The organism is Halanaerobium sp. MA284_MarDTE_T2, from assembly GCF_003337245.1.
In the GTDB taxonomy this organism is placed as follows: Bacteria; Bacillota; Halanaerobiia; order Halanaerobiales; family Halanaerobiaceae; genus QPJE01.
Genome location: NZ_QPJE01000003.1, coordinates 39,550 through 60,647, shown reverse-complemented (window position 1 = coordinate 60,647; position 21,098 = coordinate 39,550). Strand labels below are relative to the sequence as shown.

Below are 21,098 nucleotides of genomic sequence, written 5' to 3'. Positions count from 1 at the left end.
GGAGATAGTTATTCCACATGGAATAAAATCCGCTGTCTGCTGCCTATTAACCATAATTAACTGGTGAGAAACAGGTGTTTCCTCTTTATTTTCCTATAAAAGTATACCACAGTTATACAGAGTTTGTCAATTTTTTTGAGGTATTTAATTTATCCAGCTTTTTCTTCAATTTCTTTCAGCAGCCTCTTTTTAAATTCAGCTACACTGCTCTCACCTAAATCTCCTTCTCTTCTATCTCTTACAGATACAGTTTCATTTTCCTCTTCTCTTCCACCAACAATCAGCATATACGGAACCTGCTGTAATTGAGCCTCTCTAATCTTATAACCAACCTTTTCGGAACGGCTGTCAACTTCAACTCTAACTTTTTCTTTAAACAGCTCTTCCTTAACTTTATATGCATAATTAACCTGATCATCAGAAACAGGAATAATTTGCACCTGAATCGGAGCAAGCCAGGTTGGAAATGCTCCCGCATAATGTTCTATTAGAATTCCTATAAATCTTTCCAGACTTCCGTAAAGAGCTCTGTGTATCATAACAGGTCTGTGTTCTTCACCATCCTGTCCAATATATGTCAGATCAAACCTTTCCGGCATCTGGAAATCAAGCTGAATTGTTCCACACTGCCAGGTTCTTCCCAGACAGTCCTCAAGATGAAAATCTATTTTAGGCCCATAAAATGCTCCATCACCTTCATTTACTTCATACGCCAGGCCTTTTTTTTCTACTGCTTTTCTGAGCGCATCTGTTGCTTTATCCCAGAGTTCCTCAGACCCCATAGCTTTTTCTGGCTTTGTACTCAGTTCAACACTATATTTAAATCCAAATGCACCGTAAAGAATATCTACCAGATCTATTACACCTATTAATTCATCTTCAATTTGTGAAGGCAGACAGTAGATATGTGCATCATCCTGGGTAAAGCTTCTAACTCTCATCAGACCATGCAGGACACCGGACATTTCATGTCTGTGTACAAGTCCCAGCTCTCCCATTCTAATCGGCAGGTCACGATAGCTGTGCATACTATTTTTGTAGACTAAAAGTCCGCCCGGACAATTCATAGGCTTAACAGCATGTGTTTCTCCATCTATCTCGGTAAAGTACATATTATCTTTATAGTGATCCCAGTGACCTGAACGCTTCCAGAGGGATTGATTTAATATAATTGGAGTACTAATTTCTTTGTAGCCAGCTTTACGGTGCTCTTCTTTCCAGAAATTTATTAATTCATTTCTGATGGCCATACCTTTTGGATGGAAAAATGGAAAACCTCTTCCTTCATCCTGCAGGCTGAACAGATCCATTTCTTTACCTATTTTTCTGTGATCTCTCTTTTTGGCTTCTTCAATTCTTTCTAAATATTTCTGCAGATCTTTTTCTGATGCAAAGGCTGTACCATAAATTCTCTGCAGCATTTTATTGTTTTCATCACCACGCCAGTAAGCTCCGGCTGTATTTAAAAGTTTAACTGCCTTAATATAGCCTGTAGAAGGAAGATGTGGCCCACGGCAGAGATCCACAAAATCCCCCTGCTGATAGAGGCTTATCATTTCATCATCTAGACCTTCAATAAGCTCTATTTTGTATTCTTCTCCTCTTTTTTTCATCAGTTCAATAGCTTCTTCTCTCGGCAGAAGTTTGCGTTCAACCTCTATATCCTCATCAATAATTTTCCTCATTTCCTCTTCTATCTTATCTAAAGATTCCTGATTAAATGTTTCCTCTAAATCAAAATCATAATAAAAACCATCTTCTATTGAAGGTCCTATAGCAACTTTGACATCATCATAAAGACGCTTCACGGCCTGTGCCATTACATGAGAGGCAGTGTGTCTAATTATATCAAGACATTCTTCACTGTCAACTGTAATAATTGAAAGTTCCACATCATTTTCGATTTTATAATCTGCATCAACTTTCTTACCATCAACTACTCCAGCAACTGCATCACGACCCAGCCGACTACCAATAGAATAAGCCACATCTTTTACGGTAATTCCAGAATCATATTCCTTTACCGAACCATCTGGAAGAGTTACTTTTACTTTCTCCATTATAATTCCCTCCTTAAAATTTCTCCGTTACGTCAAATCTAATAGTCTAATATCAGTATCTTAATTTTGTTAGAACATTAATTTTAAAAAGTTTATTCAAAAGAACAAAATGTCTTTCGGATTCTTTATTACAGTAAGATAAAGTTTTGTTGATGCCGGAAATTATGAATCCATAAATTTTATCCAAAATAAACCATCTGGTGTGATTCCCTAGACATTAAAAAATCCGTCCATCTCAATAAATAGAGACGACGGGTCGCGGTTCCACTCTAGTTGCCAGATCAACTGACCACTTTCAAATTTTTAACGAGTTATCCGAGCAGGAATACTTAATTCCTCCTGCCTACTCCAGGGTGGTTTTCAGTTAAGATAAATTCTATGTGCTTTCAGCCAAAGGCACAATTCTCTTTTAGAATTAGCAAAACTTACTCTTCCCTCTCAGCGTATTTAATAATATAAATTTTTTATAATTATATTATTTTATTTAGTAAATGTCAAGTGAAATTACTAAAAACCAGCAATAAAGAGTAAAAATTAATTGCAGAATTATATAAGCTAAAATCTTTAATCTTTTATTTCTATTTATGGGTTTTTATTACAATTAGTATTTCTCTTTTTTTGCTGTTAATTTGTTAAAACTATTTATTTTATTGTTGTTTTGTGGCAAACTCATATCAGAATCTCCTTTTTGGTTTTGGTATGGTTTTTTATCCTAAAAACATTTTACCACAAACCTTAAGGGAGATTCTATTTTTTTATTCAAAAAAATTTGAACTAGATTTACTGTTTAAAGGCTATCATAACGGGATTCGGTATTTTACTTGCGAATTCAAGTTAAATTTGTTAAGCAACTAAATCAAAATAATTAATAATTATCACTTCAGCAGCATTTTCTCTATAATTATCAATAATCTTTTCAATTTCTAAAGCAACTTTATGCTCTAAATAATATTCACCACATTGCTTACAAACTTTAGCAGGAACATTTTTAATAATAATAATAAAATTATCAAGATCCACAATATGATTTACATTTCCTTTTTCTAAATCACCTTTGCACATCAAGCATTTTTCCATATCGCTTCACCTCCGATTCTTAAAATCATCTTTCCAAATTTCTTCATCAGGATAATAAGTAGTAATCATCCATAAATTATCATTTCCTACAGCACAAACTATATGAATTGGGTTTTTCTCTTTATTATAGCCTAAAATAAGACAACTGGGATAAGGATAATCATCAGGATAATTTTCAATAATTTCTCCATTAATTTCTCCATTCTTTATTGAAAACATAATATCATTAATTTTTATTCTTCTTTTCTGCATTTTCTTTAAAATATGTTGACTCCAGTTGATCTTTTCAGATTCTAATAATTGAATTATTCTGTTCAAATCCATTTATATCAAACTCCAATTTGGAAATTTAATTCTTATATACATTATACCATCAGCAACCAATTTTATAAAGAAACCTTGTGTAAGATCAGAAATTTCGCAAATGATTTTTAAAAAATAAAAAAAGAGAATATATTACTTTAAACATTATTTTTCACCTTAAAACAACTTAAATAAGATACAGTACCCCCTTTCCCCCATTGGAATGGAAGGCTTTTAGCGTATTTGTTTTTCAGTTCTAATACCAGCTGTACAAATTCAGATATTATCCTGAAGAAGCTCCTGGATAATATAGCGGTTCATTTAAAAGGATAAGTCCCTTGTAAAATCTTCTTAAAAATGTCTTTTTAGTTCCTTTTTTGAAATCAAAAGTTCTTAAGTTTCTGTAGATATATAAATGAAATAAATTGTATGTTCTCATTTTTTCATAATATTTTGTTGATTTAACATCTTTATGCTCATATTTATGAGCATCCTTACCCAGCCTCTCACTTTCCATACTAAAAACATTACTGCCATCAATTGCAACTACTTTTAAACCATCTATTGTGTTTGCATTTAAAGATTTATTATATCTGGCTTTTTGGATAGTGTCTACTGCTATCTGTCTTAGATCATCCAGATCAGCATGTTTTAAGGCATAGGATATTGTATCTGCAGATGGCAGGTTTGTATTCTCAAAAAACTTATCAAAATCACCATCTTTAATTGCATCTTCCATAGTTTTAAAATTGTGTAATCCAGACATTAAAGAAAAAAGATTAACTAAAATTACAGTTGGTAGTTTAACTGAAGGATGAACTCTTTTATCTTTAATCTTCTCTAATTTTTGAATTAAATCGTAAACTCTGTTACAATATTTATAATATTCTTTATTTTGACACCACTGCTAAGAATACTGTCTGAACGGTATTTTCTTTATTTTTTAAAAATTCTTTGCGGAATCTTTGACTAAAAACGTCGTATTTTATTTTTGAACAGCAGTTACCAGCGGTCAGGTTCAAATTACCACGAATAAAAATACTTACTGAATTTCAAATTTGATGAACGGTTTGCATATATGATTAAATATTACTTCTATATATTGAAAGAATTCTTTTTGCTAATCTCTAAAATCTTAATTAAAATAATAGTTATGCTAAAATTTTATTTAAGATTAAGGCAAGACATTTTAATAAGCTCATATAACATTATTGTAATAATATTATAAATTTGGACTACATTATCTATTTGCCAAAACATCAGGCTACTAAAAAATTATATTATTAAATAAACAATTTAATAATAAATAATATAAAAGAAAATTCTGTAGATTATAGCATATCTAATAAACAAAAAAATCCACAGCATAGGACTTAACTAAAATCCTCTGCTCTGGATTAAATACAAAGCTCTTATTTAAATGGTGTGGATAAGTGGATTCGAACCACTGACTTCTACGATGTCAACGTAGCGCTCTGACCAGCTGAGCTATATCCACACGACAAGAAACTTGTCGTATTTCAATTTCAAAAAGTGGTGCCGGGGGTCGGGCTCGAACCGACACGGGTAAAAATACCCACCGGATTTTAAGTCCGATGCGTCTGCCAATTCCGCCACCCCGGCAGATTTCACTGGCAATTTTTTAAATCTTTTTTTGGAGGCGGCAGACGGATTTGAACCGTCGAATAAAGGATTTGCAGTCCTCTGCCTTACCACTTGGCTATGCCGCCATAATGACCAAATGGAGCGGGAAACGAGATTTGAACTCGCGACCCTCACGTTGGCAACGTGATGCTCTACCACTGAGCTATTCCCGCAAAAAAAACATGGTGGTGAGAGACAGAATCGAACTGTCGACACGTGGATTTTCAATCCACTGCTCTACCGACTGAGCTATCTCACCAAAAATGGCGGAGGAGACGGGATTTGAACCCGCGATCTCCGGCTTGACAGGCCGGCGCGTTAAACCGCTACGCTACACCTCCTAATGGTGGGCGAAACAGGGCTCGAACCTGTGACCCCCTGCTTGTAAGGCAGGTGCTCTCCCAGCTGAGCTATTCGCCCTTTTTCAGCTGCTTAATTAGCAGCCCTTTGTTGTGTCAGCAATAACTAGTATACACAATGATGCAGTCTAAGTCAAAAAAGGAAAAATGCCTTAAGAAAGAATAAAACTCTATTATATTAAAAATACTACAAAATACTTTGAAATTCAAGTCCAAATAATAAATTTTTATTTATTCTCCAGGTAAGTTAAAAATCATTTCCAGATCCTTATTTTTCTTCATATAATTATATATATCAGCCACAAGTGCTGGTCCCATATCTGTATCAACTGATTGATATGTATTTACTATCGCAGTATAAAAATCTTTTATATTAAAAAATAAATCACCATCTAATACCTTGGCAATTACCGCATCTATGACTTTCTTTTGCCTCATAAGTCTATCCCCATTATTACTGTCATAGTTATACCATCTTACATAATTCAAAGCTTCTTTACCAGATAACAAATTATTTCCTTTTTTTAAATTAAGTCCCAAATCTGGAATTCGGAGGGATTCTTCTAAATTAATTTTTATTCCACCCAGTTCATCAATTACTTTTTCGAAAGCTTTATAATCAATATAAACATGGTAATCTATTTTTTCTCCTCTAATTTCTTCTACAATATCGCCAAAATTATCACCATAATTTTGGCTTAATTTTTTGCCATTATATTTTATACTGCTTTTTAAAGGTTCAATAATTAATTTATTTTCTGACGGCCTCAAGCTTACAATCATAATAGAATCAGCTTCAACTGTACCTCTGGCAACACTTTCTTCATCATCCAGACCTACAAACAAAATATTTAAATTCTGTTCAAAATTTGAATCATTTAAACCTACCAGTTCTGGAAGATCTCCAGTCTTCAGATAATATCCAGCTGTTCCAGCAAATAATAAAAGAAGCGCTAATAAAATTACCCAGACCCATCTGTTTTTTGAATTTTTATTATTCGTTGCTTTATTACCATTATCTGCTTCCGTATTTTTTTTAGTTTCATTATTTAACTCAGCCACTCTAAAATACCTCCTCAGCCTTCGCTAAATTAAATATTCGCGATAATAATAACAAATTCCTGCATAAATAAATATTTTGTACTAATTTCTTAAAAATTATTGACAAAAATTGATTATATGGTATAATTTATAAATGTGACGCCGAGGTGGCGGAACTGGCAGACGCGCAGCGTTGAGGGCGCTGTGGGCTTTTGCCTGTGCGGGTTCGAGTCCCGCCCTCGGCACCATCTTTATTTAATAAATTAATTTACCCCCAAGTTTTCCCTGGTAATACAGGTTTCTTGGGGGTTTTTTGATTTATATATTTTTAGCTGAATTTATTCAATAAAATTAATTGTCAAGGATAAACTAACAGGAGTTTCCCCAAAATTTATTTTCAAGCTGCAAAAAGAGGGCTTTAGTCATCAACGAAATTTTTAGATTTATCTAAAACTCAATTCGGGTGTGAAATAGGGCACACTAATCAATGAGTCCTCCTGACTCATGATTAGCTCACTCCATCCTGTAGTTCAACCCTATTTCTTCCTTCATTTCGTTAAGATTCATTGACTAAAAATTTCAATATTCCTGCATCTCCCCTTTTTGCAGCAGTATATAAAAAATGGGGAAAGTCCAGTAAACTAATATTTTCAGTAACCTGCATCATTCAAGTTCCAATAAGCATCAGTTTTAATTAAATACTTATTTTCAGATACAACTTCAAAATTTATTTTAAAATCATCAGTATATATCAATATATTCAACTGCTTTCTATCAGCTTCATTTTCAACTGCAGTATCTGCCCTTCATTTATAAGAGCTCTAATTACTTCTTGACTATCATTATATACAATCTCAAAATTTATAATATCTCTAACTTTGTCTGTTTTATTTTTATCGATTACCTTTTTACTGATGAAGCTGTTACAAAATAACTTTCTCAAATATAATCAATTATCTCCATAAAATAATTGAATTTAGAAGAATTTTACATGGTAAACGAGAATATAAATTTTTATTATTCAATCTCTCTACCAGCTCATTTTAGTCTAATAGTATTCTTTAAATAATCTCTGCTTTCCTTAATCGTTACCGGCAAATCATTTTTTGCTGCAAATCCTTTAAATATTTTACTGCTGTTTGTTAAGCTATTTCCCAGATTTTCGACACCGGAACGAAAGAAATTTTTATTTTCTCTGACTGTTAATTCTCCAGTTTTATTGAGCAGTAAAAATTTTTCTCCCCATTCAGCAGCAAAATTGAGATCATGGGTAGCTATAATAATTGATTTACCATTAGCTGAAATTTGATTTAAGACATTTATAAAAAGCTGCTGGGTAGGAGGATCCAAAAATGCTAGAGGTTCATCAAATAAAATTAAATCAGGTTCTAAAATTAAAACTCCTGCTAAAGCCACTTTTCTTTTTTCTCCATAACTTAAGTTGTGTGGATTTCTCTCGAGAATATTTTTTATAGCAAGCAGTTCTATAACTCGATTAAATCGTTTTTTCTGTAAATATTCTGGAAAAGAAAATTGCTCTGGCCCAAACAATATATCATCTTGTACTGTAGAGGCAAAAATCTGGTCATCAGGATTTTGAAAGACATAAGAAATGGACTGTCTTAATTCATCCTCTTCATAGTAATTTAATAAATTATCTTTAAAATATATTTTTCCATTTTGAGGTTCATTAATTTTTAAAATATTGTGCATTAAAGTTGTTTTACCGGCACCATTAGGACCAAGTAATACAACTTTTTTATTTGGTAAAATTTCAAAAGATATATTTTTTAAAACATTTTTTTTACTTTCAGGATAACTGAAATTAAGATTTTCAACCTTCAAAATTGTTTTAAACGATTTTACCATTATTACCATCCTCTATCTAATAAAATGATCAAAGCTGAAATAAACAGCGTCAGAAATATTGGCTGCCAGCTGATAATTAATTTTTGTTTACTTTTTACAAAAGTTGCACTTTTTAGTCCTCTGAGCTGCATCGCTTTGTAAATGCGGTCACTTCTTTTTAGAGACCTATCTAAACTGCTGCCTATAATCTGAGCTAAAATTATATATTCCTTAATATTAAAAAATTTATTTTTGATTTCGGCTCCCCTCAATTTTCTAGCTCTTATTAATCTATTGATTTCTTCTTTTATAACTCTAAAATATCTTAGAATAAAAAAAATCGTTAAAATTATCAAATTTGGAAAATGCAGTTGGGCAAGCCCATCTTTTAAATCCTGCTCTGCAAAATCTTTAAAGATTAATACATTCCATAAGATTATATTTATTAATCTAGATACTAAAACCCAGTTTTTCTCACTTTGAAGCCAAACAAGTAAAGAAGCGGTTATTAAAAATGGTAAAAAAACTAAAAACAACTTCTTTAATTTTCCCAATAAATTCAGGTATATATCTACAAATAGAAAAAAAATGAACATAACTAAATGTAAAGAAATAGATTTTACAATTAAAATTGTAATAATACCGATTAAATAAACTATTAATTTACCTCCTGCTGTATTCTTCAAAATACGTTCTCCTTACCTATTATATTTAGTCATATTTAAAATTGATTAATTTTTAGATAGTATTTTCCCTATTTTTAATAATAATAAATATAGGATAATAGCTCCCAATAAACCGGCAGCTCCTCTACTTAATAGTTCATTATTGATTGGAAGTGAATAATCTTCAAAAATAGAAAAACTGTCCTGGGCTTTATTTATAAAATTTTTAGTCTCAGCCACTTTTTCCAGTCCATCCGGCAAAGAAGAACTTAAAATAGGATTTAAAAATGCCAAAAAAGCAATAAATGCTATTATGAGATAAATATATTTATTTACTTTAAGCATCCTTAACTCCTTCCTTTTGATATGCCAATTCAAATTGTGTTGAAACTGTTTTTTTGAGATAGGAAAGTACAAGCATTGTAATTATACCTTCCATTAAACCAATAATTGTGTGCCAGCCAACCATAGCTGCCAATATGAAGTTTAAATTAACTATATTAGAAAAAGATAATTCCAATGCTGTAAACACTGCTGAAATAACTGTCGCAGATAAACCAGTTATAACAATTCTTAATTTATCAGAAAAGTTAATCTTAGTTAAAAAGTTATAAATAAAATAACCAGCCCATACTTGAATTAAAGCCATATTTAAAACATTTGCTCCCAGAGCCAGAATCCCTCCATCCATAAAAAAAACAGACTGAATAACCAAAATTGAAGTTATAATTAAACTTGCTGACCAGGGACCTAAAACCAACATAGCCAGTACACCACCCATAAGATGCCCGGAAGTTCCAAATCCAATTGGAATATTAATCATTTGTGCTGCAAAAATAAAGGCTCCCAAAATTCCTAAAATAGGGATATTTTTTTCAGAAAAATTATTTTTTAATTTATTTATTCCATAACTTAAAGCTGCACCAGATAAAAGATATGTAGTTACACAGGTTTTTAAATCTAAAAAACCGTCAGGTATATGCATAAATTATCTTACCTCCTTTTTAGTAACACGAATTTTTTTTTCGTGTTATATATTATTTTTCCCTAAATCTTTTAAAAATCCTTCTTTAATTACAAATTGTTTTTATAAAAACAGAAAAAATGCCTTTCGGCACTATCTTAATTTAATAAGATAATTTATGCCCCAAGCTTTTCCTGTAATTCAGGTTTTTTGAATGATAAAAGGATATTTAATTGTTATTATTTATATTAAAAAATTTATTTAGCTTTTTGAAATAAAATCTTATTTTTATTTTCAGTATAATGAGATATCCTAAAAAAATAAAGTGAAATAAATAAATTGATAGAGGTTTTCCAAATTTATTTTTAAAATTAAAAAATGGGGAAAGTCCTTTTGTAAAATTGATATTGACATTTTAATTTTATATCTGTATAATATAATTAATGTGTGAGAAATATAACAATATATATTAAGAGGAGGAGATTTATCATGAAGAAAACCTTAGTCTTTTTAATGGTAGCATTTTTAATCTTGGGATTAGCTAGTTCAGCTATGGCTAAAAACTCAAATCTGGTGATTGTTGGTGATGGTGAAAACGCTGCTGAATTTTCAACAGACAGAACTACTTCTGATTATGTAAAAGAATTAATTACACTTGTTGATGCTGATAAAGCAGGCGACATTATTTATCCTGATGAAAATGAATACCGCTATCTTTTTGTTCCACTTTACAAAGATGGAGAACTTTTAGGTTATGGTACATGGGTTAATACAGTTATTTATCAGCACCCTGAAGACTTTATTGCAGTAGTTGCTCCGGATGCCAGCATCTTAAAGTGGAAACCACTTGATGCAAATGATCATCATCCAGAAATGAGAAAAGAAGAGTATATAAGCAGATATTATGGTATGACACTTGATTCTACTTTTAATCCTGAAACTGATGTAATTTCAGGTTCTACAATTTCATGTAATACTTTCTATTTTGAAATGAGAAATATTTTATTAACAGCTGCTGAACTTGGCCCTTTAGCTGGAGAATAAAGCAATAACATATATATTTAAAATCACCTCCTGGATTAATTTCTAGGGGGTTTTTCTTATTTCAGTCTACTTTTGAGCTGAAATTTGAGCTGAAATATGTGTTTTTAATATGTGATTTTTATAATTTTCTTTTAAATTTAAACTTTTGAGTTTTTTGTACTCACAAAAATAAACAAATATAAAAGGGATTTCTCCTTTTAAATAATTTAAAATTTGGTTATAAAACTTTTTAAGATAGTATTTATGATCATAAAATCGAGATAGAAGCCGTTTATACCTATTACCTCTGCCCTATTATTATAAACATAATCGAAAATTTAAAAAGTATATTATGTTCTAACAAAAAACTAATAGGTTTAATAACAAAACAAATTTAAGAAAGATGTATCATGCGCTTTGCAGAATTACTAATAAATTAAAGCATATTTTCAATTGAAAATATGCTTTAATTCTTTATTCGGTTCAATCATCTCTGGTAAAAGCTTTATCATACCTTTGCTATTCAATGGCTTTTTCTTTCCAACCACCTTTTTTAAACCAGATAACAGCAATAATTGAAGTGATAAAGTTGGAGAAAAACATTCCCCACCAGATACCATTTGTTCCCCATCCTAAATTTATGCTAAGATAATGAGCCAATGGCAGACGTATTCCCCAGAGAGCAATTATTGCCAGAACCATTGCAATAACAGTATTACCTGCCCCTCTAAAAGAACCACCAAGAATAAATCTAATTCCAAGAAAACCAAATGAAAAACCGACAATCCGTAAAAATGATGTTCCTATTTTAATCACTTCAGGATTTGAATTAAATATAGAAATCACTGCTTTTGGAAATAAATTAAATAAAAAGGCCAGCAGTGTTAATAAGAACAATATAATTCCTGTACTAACCCAGGCACTTTTTTCAGCCCTGTCAGATTGTTCTGCTCCTAAATTCTGTCCAACCATTGTTGTAGTTGCAGTTGCAAAACCTCTAGTAGGAAGCATAACTACCGACAAAATACGAGAACCTATCCCATATGCTGCAACTGCTATTGTGCCAAATTGAGAAACTATACTCATTAAAAGTGTCATACCCAGAGCCACAATAGACTGTTCTCCCGCAGAAGGTAAACCCAAAATTAAGATCTTTTTAATTTCCTTAAAATCTGGCTTAAGTGAGTCCAAGGAAAGAACTAAACCTTTTTTACCTGTAAATAAAATATAGATACCAATAACTCCAGCAACTGCTCTGGAAAAAACTGTAGCAATAGCCGCTCCTCTAACACCTAAATTTGGAATAAATCCGACTCCAAAAATTAGAAATGGATCCAAAATTATATTCAATATTGCAGAAAAAATAACCATTTTCATTGGTGTTTTGGTATCACCATAACCTCTAAGCAGAGCAGAAAATATAAAAAATGAAAACATAAATGGCAGTCCTGCAAAAATAATTGTTAGGTATGAAGATGCATCAGGTAATATCCCGGCGGGAGCCCCCATCAAATGCAAAATATTCTTGTTGAATAAAACTCCAATTGCAGCCAAAACAAGCGAAAGAGTCATTACAAAAACAAAAATCTGGCCTGTAATTTTATTAGCCATTTTCTGGTTATCAGACCCCATATACTGAGCTACCAGCGTAGTACCAGCGACAGTAATACCTCCACCTATGGATATCATAAGAAAAACAAGAGGAAAACCAACAGAAAGTGCTGCAACTGAGTCAGCTCCCAGCTTTCCCAACCAGAATGTATCAGCAAGATTATATACAACCTGCATAGTATTACCAATCATAACCGGCCAGGCCAGTTTAAAAAGAGTACTGGCTATTGGACCATTTATTATATGCTCTCTATTTCCCAATTTTGGGCTATTTATTATTTCTTCGTCCTCAAAATCTAGAGTTTCGTTATCAGCTATACTCATCCATATCATCTCCTTTTTTCAACAAACTTTCAAGATTATTACAAACAGAACTAATAGATTCAATTACTTTATCCTGTTCTTGCAAATCCAGATCATTTAAAGCCTTCTCCAGAAAGCTTTGACGTACATAGAGCATTTTACAGAGAAGTTTATCTCCACTCTCTGTTAATTCCAGCAATACTACTCTTCTGTCTTCAGGACTCCTATAGCGTTTTACAAATTTTTCATCAACTAATTTATCCACTATAACAGTAAGAGTACTATTTGCCATATACATTTTTTCATGTAAAAAACTCATGTTAACCGGCTGGTTTTTCTTTATGTTCCAGAGAACCATAAAACGCGGCATTGTTAATCCGTTCTTCTTTAAATTTCTTTTAGTAAACTGCACTAAATATTTATGAATATCCCGGACGAGTTTATCAATATCCCTGGTTTCTTTGTTTAAATTCATTATTTTTTGATTTGAATCCATCAAAAATCACTCCTCATAGTTATTATCATTAATATTTCGTGACTATAAATATTATAAAACAAAAATATACTAATTGTCAAATTGTTACGCCAAAATATTATCCTATATTATTTATAAGCCCCACTTAAATTCGATACATAGTTTAGACATTTTTTCTAGTTTTCGTAGTATTTATGACTTTTATAATTTAAATTGGAATGCATTCTCATCTATTGTAATAAGCTTCAATATAATGAAAATTATCCTGTTCTGCTTGACTTCTATTTTTATACTTTCCTGTAAAAGGTAGAATGAAAATTGTATTTGACATTGTCTCTAACCTGGGTTATACTAAATAGGCTGGACATTAAAAATATATGTAGACTTGTCCAGAGACAACTAGGAGGAATTTATTTAATGATTTATAGTGGTAAAGTAAAATGGTTTAATGACCAAAAGGGTTTTGGTTTTATTGAGAGAGAATCTGGCGATGATGTATTTGTTCACTTCTCTGCTATCAATAGTGATGGTTTTAAGAGTTTAGAAGAAGGTCAGGAAGTAGAATTTGAAGTAGTAGAAGGTGACCGAGGTCCACAGGCTGAGAATGTTGTTGCAGTATAAGATTATTTAAATCTTTTATATATAGCAGCTGTTCCCTGACTATATTTCTTTAGTCGGGGATTTTTATTTGTAATAAAAAAAGGAAGTGAAAATAGATTTGCAAAAAATTAAATTTGAAGAATTAAATGTATCAAAAGATATATTAAAAGCAGTAAATGACATGGGATTTGAAGAAACAACACCGATTCAGACAAACTCTATTCCCAAAATTTTAGACGGTAAAGATATTATTGGGCAGGCACAGACAGGTACAGGGAAAACAGCAGCTTTTGGTATTCCTCTTCTGGATGAAGTTGATACAAATAACAAAAATCCACAGGCGATTATACTCTGCCCAACAAGAGAACTTGCAATTCAGGTTGCAGAAGAACTAAAAAGACTGGCAAAATATAAGAGAAATCTTCATACCCTGCCGGTTTATGGAGGGCAGTCAATTAAAAGACAGATTAAAGCACTCAAAAAAGGTGTTCAGGTAGTTATAGGAACTCCAGGCAGAGTAATGGATCATATCCGCCGCGGTACTTTAAAGCTTTCCAGCATAGATTATGTTGTTTTAGATGAAGCAGATGTAATGCTGGATATGGGATTTGTAGACGATATTGAGACAATACTGAAAGATATTCCAGAAAACAGACAGACACTCTTCTTTTCTGCTACAATTCCAAGAGCTATTAGGAACCTCAGCAAAAGATATCAAAAAAACTCAGAATTTGTTAAAGTAGCACATGAGAGGCTGACAGTTCCAGGAATTGAACAGAATTATTATGATGTAAGAAGAGGTAACAAATTAAAAGTACTAACAAGACTGCTGGATTATCACACTCCCAATCTTTCTATAGTATTCTGTAATACCAGAAAAATGGTCGATGAGCTGAATATTCAGCTGCAGGCCAGAGGATATTTATCCGATTCCATCCACGGTGGTTTAAATCAGAACCAGCGCGACAGAGTCATGGAAAAATTTCGCACCGGTATTATAGAAATCTTAGTTGCCACAGATGTTGCAGCAAGAGGTATAGATGTTGATGATGTAGAAGCAGTATTTAATTATGATGTTCCTCAGGATACAGATTATTATGTACACAGAATAGGCAGAACCGGGAGAGCTGGGAAAACCGGCCAGGCATTTACATTTATAGTTGGCAAAGATATTTACAAGTTGAGAGATATTCAAAAATATACAAAAACCAAGGTAAAACGCCAGCCGATTCCTACTGTGGATGATGTAGAAGAAGCAAAATTTGAGCAGTTTATAGATGAATTATCTGATTATATGGCAAAAGAACGTCTGGGAAGATATATAAAAATAATCGAAGATCTGCTTGATGATGATTATACTGCTATAGAAATTGCAGCAGCACTGATGAAAAAATCACTGGATACAGAGGATGAGGATGTAGTTGAAATAAAAGATTTTGGTGATACAGGTGCAGAGCCAGGCATGGTACGATTATTTGTTAATGTTGGCAAAAAAGATAGAGTATCTCCCCGCCACATAGTTGGAGCAATTGCTGGAGAAACCGGACTATCAGGCAGCCTCATTGGAGCTATCGATGTTTTCGAAAACTTCACCTTTGTAGAAGTACCAAAAGAAAGCGGCCAGGATGTTCTGCAGATAATGAAGGATAATTATATAAAAGGCAAAAAAATCAATATAGAACCTGCAAAGCCCAGATAATTCGGTATAAAATTAATTTGAAATACTAAGAATTAGTAAAAATAGGACCGGACAGATATCCTGGTATTATATAATGTTGATAGATAAGAAAAAAACTTTATATTGATATAATAGTAAAATCCCCTTCTGGTGGAAGATGAAAAATATGTCCTCCTTAAAAGGGGATTTTTTAGCTATTTATTTAAAATTTTAATTTGATATAAAGTGAGATGAATTTTTGTGGGAGAGGTCACTGCAGATTAAATAACTTCATTATATTTTCATCAGTGTTGAACAGACCAGATTATTTAAGAAGCTTTTTATAAACCTTTTCCGCTTCTTTTCCCATATTCATAATAGAATATTTCTGTGCCATCTTTAGGGCGTTTTCTGATGTTTTCGCTAATAATTCATCATCTTTCATTAACTTAATAACTTTTTCGGCCCAGCTCTTTACATCCTCTTCTGTTTTATAACCGTTATATCCATTTTTAATTACATCATCTGTTCCACTTGATCTAACTGCAACCACAGGCGTTTTACCTGCCATGGCTTCCAGCAGAACCATACCCTGAGTTTCACTGGTTGAAGCAAATACAAATAAATCTGAAGCCAGATAATATCTGCTTATTTCCTCAAAATCGATGCTGCCCAGCAGTTCAACATTATTTTCTAAGTTGTTTTCCTTAATATAATCCTGAAGATTATCTCGTTCCGGTCCATCTCCCAGCACAATTAGTTTAAAATTTAAATCAGAATTTTTCTTAACATACTTAATTCCATCCAGCAGAAAATATAGATTTTTTTCTTTAGAAAGACGGGCAACAGTAATGAGCAGTATCTCTTCATCTGCCAGCTTACTGCGCAGCTTGGAAATTGAACCTTCATCTATGCTGTAATTATCAAAATCCACTCCTGTCGGTATAACTTTAATAAATCGTTTAACACCAATAGCCCTCAGATATTCTTGTGTAGAATCTGTAGGGGCAAATACAGCATTGGCCCTGTTAGAAAAATGTCTGATCATAAGATGGGCAAACCTATTTGCAAAAAGCCTGCGCAAAAATAGAAATCCAGGTATATAGTGAGCATATTTTTCCAGCCTTGTATGATAGGTGAAAACTACCGGCACATTATATTTGTGTCCTAAGGACATTCCTTTTGAGCCAAGCCAGAAAGGGTGATGACAGTGAACAATATCAAAATCATTTTTATAAAATTCATTTTCTATCTTTCTGGAAAAAATATTAGTTATAGGAATATCCATTCCATCCTGTTTATAATAATATAGTAAGCTGCAGCGTATAATATTTTCTTTCTCTCTGTCATAATCCGGATATTGAGGCGCAAATATCTTAACCTCATGTCCAAGATTGCGCAGAGATCTGGACAGCCTTTCTATAGAAATAGGGACACCACCTATTACCGGAAAATAATTGTTGGTGAACATAGCAATTTTTAGTTTTCTGTCCTCATCTACCTCTTCCGAATAGGAAAAGTTGCGGTAATAGTCAATTTCTCTTGTCATTTCTCTATAAATTATATAACCTACCATAAAAATTATCAGTGCGGCAATTATAATATTAATATAGTTTGTGTAAATAAAAGATTGAACCGCAACCCAGATATTGACAGCTATTTTTGCAATTATCCCGGGATTGTTTTCAAGTTTTTTTACCTCGATATCAACACCAGCCTGGTCAACCTCAACTTCTATATAATGATAAAAGCTGCTGTCATTTTCTAATATCAGTTCTCCTCCTGCACCACCGGTTATAATATAGCTGACACCATTGATATTCTTTCTGGAAAAAACATCAGCATTTGACGAAAAAACTGCATCCACATTATATTCTGAAAATAATGACTGGTAAAACTCTCGTTTAGAATCAGGTTCAATAAACTTTTCTTTATCATCAAGCAGTGATTCGGTCTCCACTTTAAAAGGAGCTTTATTCATTATTACAAAAATATTTTCAAAAGAAACAGCTGTTTTAAGCTCATCTTCCAGCCATGACTGCTGCCAGTTGTCCGGAGTATGACCGGTTGTATCCAGAAAAATAAAATAGGAATCAGCAGCAGCAAAAGAAAAATAAAATGGGCCAAAATACTTATAAAAGTTCTTAAATCCTTCATCTCCAATTTCTTTTTGCCCAACTCCAGTCACAAATGGTATATTCATTTTCTGCAGTGTGCGGTAAAAAACCCTGTATTTACCTTCATTACCATCCCGCACATTATTACCAGTGGAGATTATAAAATCTGCTGAATTGGATTTCAAAACCGGCAGTATTCTTTTATCAAAAATACTGATAGAGTTTTCTATATTTCCCACAACAGCAAAAGAAAACTTTTTATCTTTTATATTTTCTTTAATCTGGTTTATATTCTGCAAATTAACAGCATTAAAATTTTCAATTGTCATTGGTGCATAGATACTGTGTGTAAATAAAATTAGTAAAATAAAAACTGTAATTAAAAATACGACTTTTTTGCTATTCATTGCTGTCCTCTCCTCTGGTCATTAAAAATAAAAATACCAGTATACCTATAAATATTCCTACATATTTTGTTAAAAATCGCCAGGCAAACAGTAGTGGGAAAATATCCTGTTTTGATACAAAACTGCTAAAAAAGAAAGAATAACCACCTTCTGCCACACCTGCTGCACCAGGAGTAGGAGCAAAGTACATAAAAAATACAACAACAAGCTGCAGAAAAATAACAGACAAATAATTTATCTGATATCCCATTCCAATTAAAAGCAGTACAGAAAAGGAAAACTCAGCCAGCAAAAATAAAATTGTAAAAAGCACAGAAAGAAAGATATGTACTTTATTCCCCTTCAAAAAAAAACTCAATCTTTCTCCAAACAGATTAATATTTTCCAGCATATATCTCAGCCCTGAATCATATTTATCGGCAGAAATAATATTTTTTTCTTTAAGAAAATTGAGGGCTCTATATACAACTTTTTTAAGAAATCTGTTTTTAAAAATAATTATATAAAAAACCAAAAAATAAAGAATTATAAAGATAAATAAATACACAAAAATGGGTATGCCACTAAAAGATGCCAAAAGTTTCTGGTTGTTTAGAAGTATAGGTGGAGCTGCTGTAAAAATAATTGTAGTAGCCAGGGCAGTCCGGATAGTAGTTGCTGCTGTAGCACTGCCTAAAGGAATTCCTTTGCGGTGAAGAAAATATACCTGAGCCACCCCACCACCGGTAGCAAGAGGTGTAATATTGGAAACAAACAAATTTATAAATACAAGCTTTAAAATATGAAGGAATTCAATTTCTATCTGCAGTGTTTTTAATATAAAAAATAGGCGCAGCCCATCCAGTACAAAATAAAGCATCAGCAGTACAAATAATGAACTTATTACTGGAAGAGGAAATTCTAAAAAGATCTTGAATTCAGATTCTTTTCCAAGCAGATTATAAATATAATACAGTGTCAGTGCAGATATAATTAAAAAAAGTACAAAATAAAACATATATTTTCTTAAACTTATTTTTTTTCCCTGGTTGTTTTTATTTTCCATAACTGCCTCCACCCTGGCTGAGAGATAATTGTTTAAAATAATTATAATATAACTGAGCTTAAAAGTAAATTTCAGCTTTTATAATTCATTAAAAAGATTTACCATCTCAATCAGTGATACAGCTGCATCAAAGCCCTTATTACCTGACTTTGTACCGGCCCGAGAAATGGCCTGCTCAATTGTATCTGTTGTTAAAACCCCAAATATAACCGGTTTTCCTGCATCCAGTCCCACCTTTGCAACTCCTTTTGCCACTTCAGAAGAAATATAATCAAAGTGTGGTGTTTCACCTCTAATAACTGCACCAAGAGCTATAACTCCATCATATTTGCTGCCTGAAGCCATTTTTTGAGCAGTTAATGGAATTTCAAAAGACCCAGGCACCCAGGCAATCTCTATATTATCATCCTCAACCCCGTGTCTTTTAAGTCCATCAAGAGCCCCATCCAAAAGTTTACTGGATATAAATTCATTAAAACGCCCTACTACTATACCAACTTTAATACCTTTACCTGTCAGCTTTCCTTCATAAATTTTTGTCATTATTCTTTTCCTCCTTTATTAAAATTTAAAATATGACCCATTTTTTCTTTTTTTACCTTAAGATAAAATTCATTTTCTTCATTTGGATCTACTTCCAGTGGAATTCTATCTGTAACTTTAAGTCCATAACCTTCCAAACCAATAATCTTTTTGGGATTATTGGTCAGCAGTCTGATAGAGCTGAGGCCAAGATCAGCCAGTATTTGAGCACCAATACCATAATCTCTGAGATCAGGGTCAAAACCGAGTGCTACATTTGCTTCAACTGTATCCATCCCTTTATCCTGAAGTGCATATGCCTTTATCTTATTAACCAGCCCAATACCACGTCCTTCCTGCCTCATATAAAGAAAAACTCCGCTTTTTTCTTTATTGATAATTGATAGGGCTGCAGCCAGCTGCTCTCCACAGTCACATCGCAGTGAACCAAATGTATCACCTGTAAGACATTCAGAATGAACTCTAACAAGAACATTCTCTTTATTTTGGACATCACCTTTAACTAATGCAATATGCTCTCTGCTGTCAATTTCACTCCTGTAAATCTTTATATCAAATTCTCCATATTTTGTTGGCAGTACAGCTTCAGCCGCTTTTTTTATCAGTTTATCTTTTCTTTTTCTGTATTTAATAAGATCTTTTATAGTGACTATTTTTAAATCATATTTTTCCGCAAATTTTTCTAAATACGGCATTCGTGCCATCTGACCATCTTCTTTAATAATCTCACAAATTACACCGGCCGGATAAAGACCTGCCATTTTTGCCAGATCCACAGCAGCTTCTGTATGTCCGGCCCTCCTTAAAACCCCACCTCTTTTTGCAATAAGAGGGAATACATGCCCAGGCCTATTAAAATCAGTCTTTTTAGCCTCTTCATCAATAAGCCTGCTGATAGTCAAAGCCCTTTCTTCAGCAGAAATCCCAGTTGTAGTATCTTTGTGATCAACAGAAACTGTAAATGCTGTTCTATGTGGATCAGTATTCTTACTAACCATAAGGGGAAGATCCAGCTCTTTTAATCTCTCTTCCTGCATTGGTGTACAGACAAGACCTCTACCTTCCTTTATCATAAAATTAATATTTTCTGTTGTTACTTTTTCAGCTGCCATAAAAAGGTCACCTTCGTTTTCTCGATCTTCATCATCAACAACAATAATCATCTTCCCACTTCTAATATCCTGTAAAGCTTCTTCAATTTTATTCATAATAGCTCCTTTCTGATTTATATAATTAAGAAAAAATAATTGATGAATTTGAAATGATATAACAAGGAGTTTACTCAAAATTATTTTTAGAATTACAAAAAAGATTCCGTCATAAATGAAATTTTTTATATTTTACTTGAAAATACAG

At 32.5% G+C, this 21,098-nt stretch carries 19 protein-coding genes, 8 tRNA genes and 1 other annotated feature; of the genes, 4 read left to right on the top strand and 23 right to left on the bottom strand.

Annotated features, from left to right (window positions below):
• Positions 1 to 149 precede the first annotated feature (149 nt).
• From thrS to DFR78_RS02265, 12 genes are all read right to left on the bottom strand, one after another.
• Positions 150 to 2,060 (bottom strand): threonine--tRNA ligase, encoded by a 1,911-nt coding sequence (thrS, locus tag DFR78_RS02320; RefSeq protein ID WP_114457233.1) that lies wholly within the window; start codon positions 2,058 to 2,060, stop codon positions 150 to 152.
• Between the two features lie 241 nt (positions 2,061 to 2,301).
• Positions 2,302 to 2,511: a binding site (T-box leader), on the bottom strand.
• A gap of 392 nt (positions 2,512 to 2,903) precedes the next feature.
• Positions 2,904 to 3,137 carry a type II toxin-antitoxin system MqsA family antitoxin gene (locus tag DFR78_RS02315; protein WP_114457232.1) on the bottom strand — a complete coding sequence of 78 codons (234 nt, stop codon included), beginning with the start codon at positions 3,135 to 3,137 and terminating at the stop codon, positions 2,904 to 2,906.
• A gap of 6 nt (positions 3,138 to 3,143) precedes the next feature.
• Positions 3,144 to 3,461, bottom strand: coding sequence for a DUF4258 domain-containing protein (locus DFR78_RS02310; protein ID WP_114457231.1), 318 nt, complete (start codon positions 3,459 to 3,461; stop codon positions 3,144 to 3,146).
• Between the two features lie 262 nt (positions 3,462 to 3,723).
• A complete protein-coding gene (locus DFR78_RS02305) occupies positions 3,724 to 4,206 on the bottom strand; it encodes a hypothetical protein (protein ID WP_147267744.1) in 483 nt (160 codons plus the stop codon).
• A gap of 655 nt (positions 4,207 to 4,861) precedes the next feature.
• A tRNA-Val gene (locus DFR78_RS02300) sits at positions 4,862 to 4,938 on the bottom strand.
• A 36-nt stretch (positions 4,939 to 4,974) separates the two neighbouring features.
• Positions 4,975 to 5,063: transfer RNA gene (locus DFR78_RS02295), tRNA-Leu, on the bottom strand.
• Positions 5,064 to 5,095: 32 nt separating this feature from the next.
• Positions 5,096 to 5,170, bottom strand: a tRNA-Cys gene (locus tag DFR78_RS02290).
• Positions 5,171 to 5,182: 12 nt separating this feature from the next.
• Positions 5,183 to 5,257: transfer RNA gene (locus DFR78_RS02285), tRNA-Gly, on the bottom strand.
• A 10-nt stretch (positions 5,258 to 5,267) separates the two neighbouring features.
• Positions 5,268 to 5,343: transfer RNA gene (locus DFR78_RS02280), tRNA-Phe, on the bottom strand.
• Positions 5,344 to 5,348: 5 nt separating this feature from the next.
• A tRNA-Asp gene (locus DFR78_RS02275) sits at positions 5,349 to 5,425 on the bottom strand.
• Between the two features lie 3 nt (positions 5,426 to 5,428).
• Positions 5,429 to 5,504 (bottom strand) — tRNA-Val (locus tag DFR78_RS02270).
• A 170-nt stretch (positions 5,505 to 5,674) separates the two neighbouring features.
• Positions 5,675 to 6,505, bottom strand: coding sequence for an LCP family protein (locus tag DFR78_RS02265; protein WP_114457229.1), 831 nt, complete (start codon positions 6,503 to 6,505; stop codon positions 5,675 to 5,677).
• 140 nt (positions 6,506 to 6,645) lie between these two features.
• On the opposite strand from DFR78_RS02265, the gene DFR78_RS02260 reads away from it, so the two are divergent.
• Positions 6,646 to 6,732 (top strand) — tRNA-Leu (locus DFR78_RS02260).
• Between the two features lie 512 nt (positions 6,733 to 7,244).
• Here the strand turns inward: DFR78_RS02260 and DFR78_RS02255 are convergent.
• The 5 genes from DFR78_RS02255 to DFR78_RS02235 form a co-directional block, all read right to left on the bottom strand.
• Positions 7,245 to 7,427 (bottom strand): hypothetical protein, encoded by a 183-nt coding sequence (locus DFR78_RS02255; RefSeq protein ID WP_114457228.1) that lies wholly within the window; start codon positions 7,425 to 7,427, stop codon positions 7,245 to 7,247.
• 95 nt (positions 7,428 to 7,522) lie between these two features.
• On the bottom strand, positions 7,523 to 8,353 hold the full coding sequence (locus DFR78_RS02250) for an energy-coupling factor ABC transporter ATP-binding protein (protein WP_158531695.1): 831 nt from the start codon (positions 8,351 to 8,353) through the stop codon (positions 7,523 to 7,525).
• 2 nt (positions 8,354 to 8,355) lie between these two features.
• Entirely contained in the window at positions 8,356 to 9,018 is a 663-nt protein-coding gene (locus tag DFR78_RS02245; RefSeq protein WP_158531694.1) for an energy-coupling factor transporter transmembrane protein EcfT, read from the bottom strand.
• Positions 9,019 to 9,063: 45 nt separating this feature from the next.
• On the bottom strand, positions 9,064 to 9,342 hold the full coding sequence (locus DFR78_RS02240) for a PDGLE domain-containing protein (RefSeq protein ID WP_114457225.1): 279 nt from the start codon (positions 9,340 to 9,342) through the stop codon (positions 9,064 to 9,066).
• Positions 9,335 to 9,982, bottom strand: coding sequence for an energy-coupling factor ABC transporter permease (locus tag DFR78_RS02235; protein WP_114457224.1), 648 nt, complete (start codon positions 9,980 to 9,982; stop codon positions 9,335 to 9,337). The genes DFR78_RS02240 and DFR78_RS02235 overlap by 8 nt, the downstream gene beginning before the upstream one ends.
• A gap of 468 nt (positions 9,983 to 10,450) precedes the next feature.
• On the opposite strand from DFR78_RS02235, the gene DFR78_RS02230 reads away from it, so the two are divergent.
• The gene (locus DFR78_RS02230; RefSeq protein WP_114457223.1) at positions 10,451 to 11,005 is read left to right on the top strand and encodes a hypothetical protein; all 555 of its coding nucleotides are present in this window, start codon (positions 10,451 to 10,453) and stop codon (positions 11,003 to 11,005) included.
• Between the two features lie 498 nt (positions 11,006 to 11,503).
• On the opposite strand, the gene DFR78_RS02225 is transcribed toward DFR78_RS02230, so the two are convergent.
• Together DFR78_RS02225 and DFR78_RS02220 are read right to left on the bottom strand one after the other, a co-directional pair.
• Complete coding sequence (locus tag DFR78_RS02225) at positions 11,504 to 12,919, bottom strand: MATE family efflux transporter (RefSeq protein WP_114457222.1); 1,416 nt, start codon at positions 12,917 to 12,919, stop codon at positions 11,504 to 11,506.
• Entirely contained in the window at positions 12,906 to 13,394 is a 489-nt protein-coding gene (locus DFR78_RS02220) for a MarR family winged helix-turn-helix transcriptional regulator (protein ID WP_233486945.1), read from the bottom strand. The genes DFR78_RS02225 and DFR78_RS02220 overlap by 14 nt, the downstream gene beginning before the upstream one ends.
• Positions 13,395 to 13,793: 399 nt before the next feature.
• Here DFR78_RS02220 and DFR78_RS02215 point away from each other — a divergent pair, with 399 nt between their 5' ends.
• The gene (locus tag DFR78_RS02215; RefSeq protein ID WP_199505536.1) at positions 13,794 to 13,994 is read left to right on the top strand and encodes a cold-shock protein; all 201 of its coding nucleotides are present in this window, start codon (positions 13,794 to 13,796) and stop codon (positions 13,992 to 13,994) included.
• A gap of 97 nt (positions 13,995 to 14,091) precedes the next feature.
• The gene (locus DFR78_RS02210) at positions 14,092 to 15,672 is read left to right on the top strand and encodes a DEAD/DEAH box helicase (protein ID WP_114457220.1); all 1,581 of its coding nucleotides are present in this window, start codon (positions 14,092 to 14,094) and stop codon (positions 15,670 to 15,672) included.
• A 283-nt stretch (positions 15,673 to 15,955) separates the two neighbouring features.
• Here the strand turns inward: DFR78_RS02210 and DFR78_RS02205 are convergent, their stop codons facing one another.
• From DFR78_RS02205 to DFR78_RS02190, 4 genes are all read right to left on the bottom strand, one after another.
• Positions 15,956 to 18,154 (bottom strand): glycosyltransferase, encoded by a 2,199-nt coding sequence (locus DFR78_RS02205; RefSeq protein ID WP_114457219.1) that lies wholly within the window; start codon positions 18,152 to 18,154, stop codon positions 15,956 to 15,958.
• Positions 18,147 to 19,199, bottom strand: coding sequence for a lysylphosphatidylglycerol synthase transmembrane domain-containing protein (locus DFR78_RS02200; protein WP_114457218.1), 1,053 nt, complete (start codon positions 19,197 to 19,199; stop codon positions 18,147 to 18,149). The genes DFR78_RS02205 and DFR78_RS02200 overlap by 8 nt, the downstream gene beginning before the upstream one ends.
• Positions 19,200 to 19,277: 78 nt before the next feature.
• Complete coding sequence (gene ribE / locus DFR78_RS02195; RefSeq protein WP_114457217.1) at positions 19,278 to 19,742, bottom strand: 6,7-dimethyl-8-ribityllumazine synthase; 465 nt, start codon at positions 19,740 to 19,742, stop codon at positions 19,278 to 19,280.
• Complete coding sequence (locus DFR78_RS02190; protein WP_114457216.1) at positions 19,742 to 20,950, bottom strand: bifunctional 3,4-dihydroxy-2-butanone-4-phosphate synthase/GTP cyclohydrolase II; 1,209 nt, start codon at positions 20,948 to 20,950, stop codon at positions 19,742 to 19,744. The genes ribE and DFR78_RS02190 overlap by 1 nt, the downstream gene beginning before the upstream one ends.
• Positions 20,951 to 21,098 lie beyond the last annotated feature (148 nt).

Excerpts from the sequence above, each read along its gene's own strand:
- DFR78_RS02240 (WP_114457225.1), bottom strand. The coding sequence starts at position 9,342 with ATGCTTAAAGTAAATAAATATATTTATCTCATAATAGCATTTATTGCT.
- thrS (WP_114457233.1), bottom strand. The coding sequence starts at position 2,060 with ATGGAGAAAGTAAAAGTAACTCTTCCAGATGGTTCGGTAAAGGAATAT.
- DFR78_RS02315 (WP_114457232.1), bottom strand. The coding sequence starts at position 3,137 with ATGGAAAAATGCTTGATGTGCAAAGGTGATTTAGAAAAAGGAAATGTA.
- ribE (WP_114457217.1), bottom strand. The coding sequence starts at position 19,742 with ATGACAAAAATTTATGAAGGAAAGCTGACAGGTAAAGGTATTAAAGTT.
- DFR78_RS02205 (WP_114457219.1), bottom strand. The coding sequence starts at position 18,154 with ATGAATAGCAAAAAAGTCGTATTTTTAATTACAGTTTTTATTTTACTA.
- DFR78_RS02310 (WP_114457231.1), bottom strand. The coding sequence starts at position 3,461 with ATGGATTTGAACAGAATAATTCAATTATTAGAATCTGAAAAGATCAAC.
- DFR78_RS02225 (WP_114457222.1), bottom strand. The coding sequence starts at position 12,919 with ATGAGTATAGCTGATAACGAAACTCTAGATTTTGAGGACGAAGAAATA.
- DFR78_RS02200 (WP_114457218.1), bottom strand. The coding sequence starts at position 19,199 with ATGGAAAATAAAAACAACCAGGGAAAAAAAATAAGTTTAAGAAAATAT.
- DFR78_RS02235 (WP_114457224.1), bottom strand. The coding sequence starts at position 9,982 with ATGCATATACCTGACGGTTTTTTAGATTTAAAAACCTGTGTAACTACA.
- DFR78_RS02250 (WP_158531695.1), bottom strand. The coding sequence starts at position 8,353 with ATGGTAAAATCGTTTAAAACAATTTTGAAGGTTGAAAATCTTAATTTC.
- DFR78_RS02220 (WP_233486945.1), bottom strand. The coding sequence starts at position 13,394 with ATGGATTCAAATCAAAAAATAATGAATTTAAACAAAGAAACCAGGGAT.
- DFR78_RS02190 (WP_114457216.1), bottom strand. The coding sequence starts at position 20,950 with ATGAATAAAATTGAAGAAGCTTTACAGGATATTAGAAGTGGGAAGATG.
- DFR78_RS02305 (WP_147267744.1), bottom strand. The coding sequence starts at position 4,206 with ATGTCTGGATTACACAATTTTAAAACTATGGAAGATGCAATTAAAGAT.
- DFR78_RS02230 (WP_114457223.1), top strand. The coding sequence starts at position 10,451 with ATGAAGAAAACCTTAGTCTTTTTAATGGTAGCATTTTTAATCTTGGGA.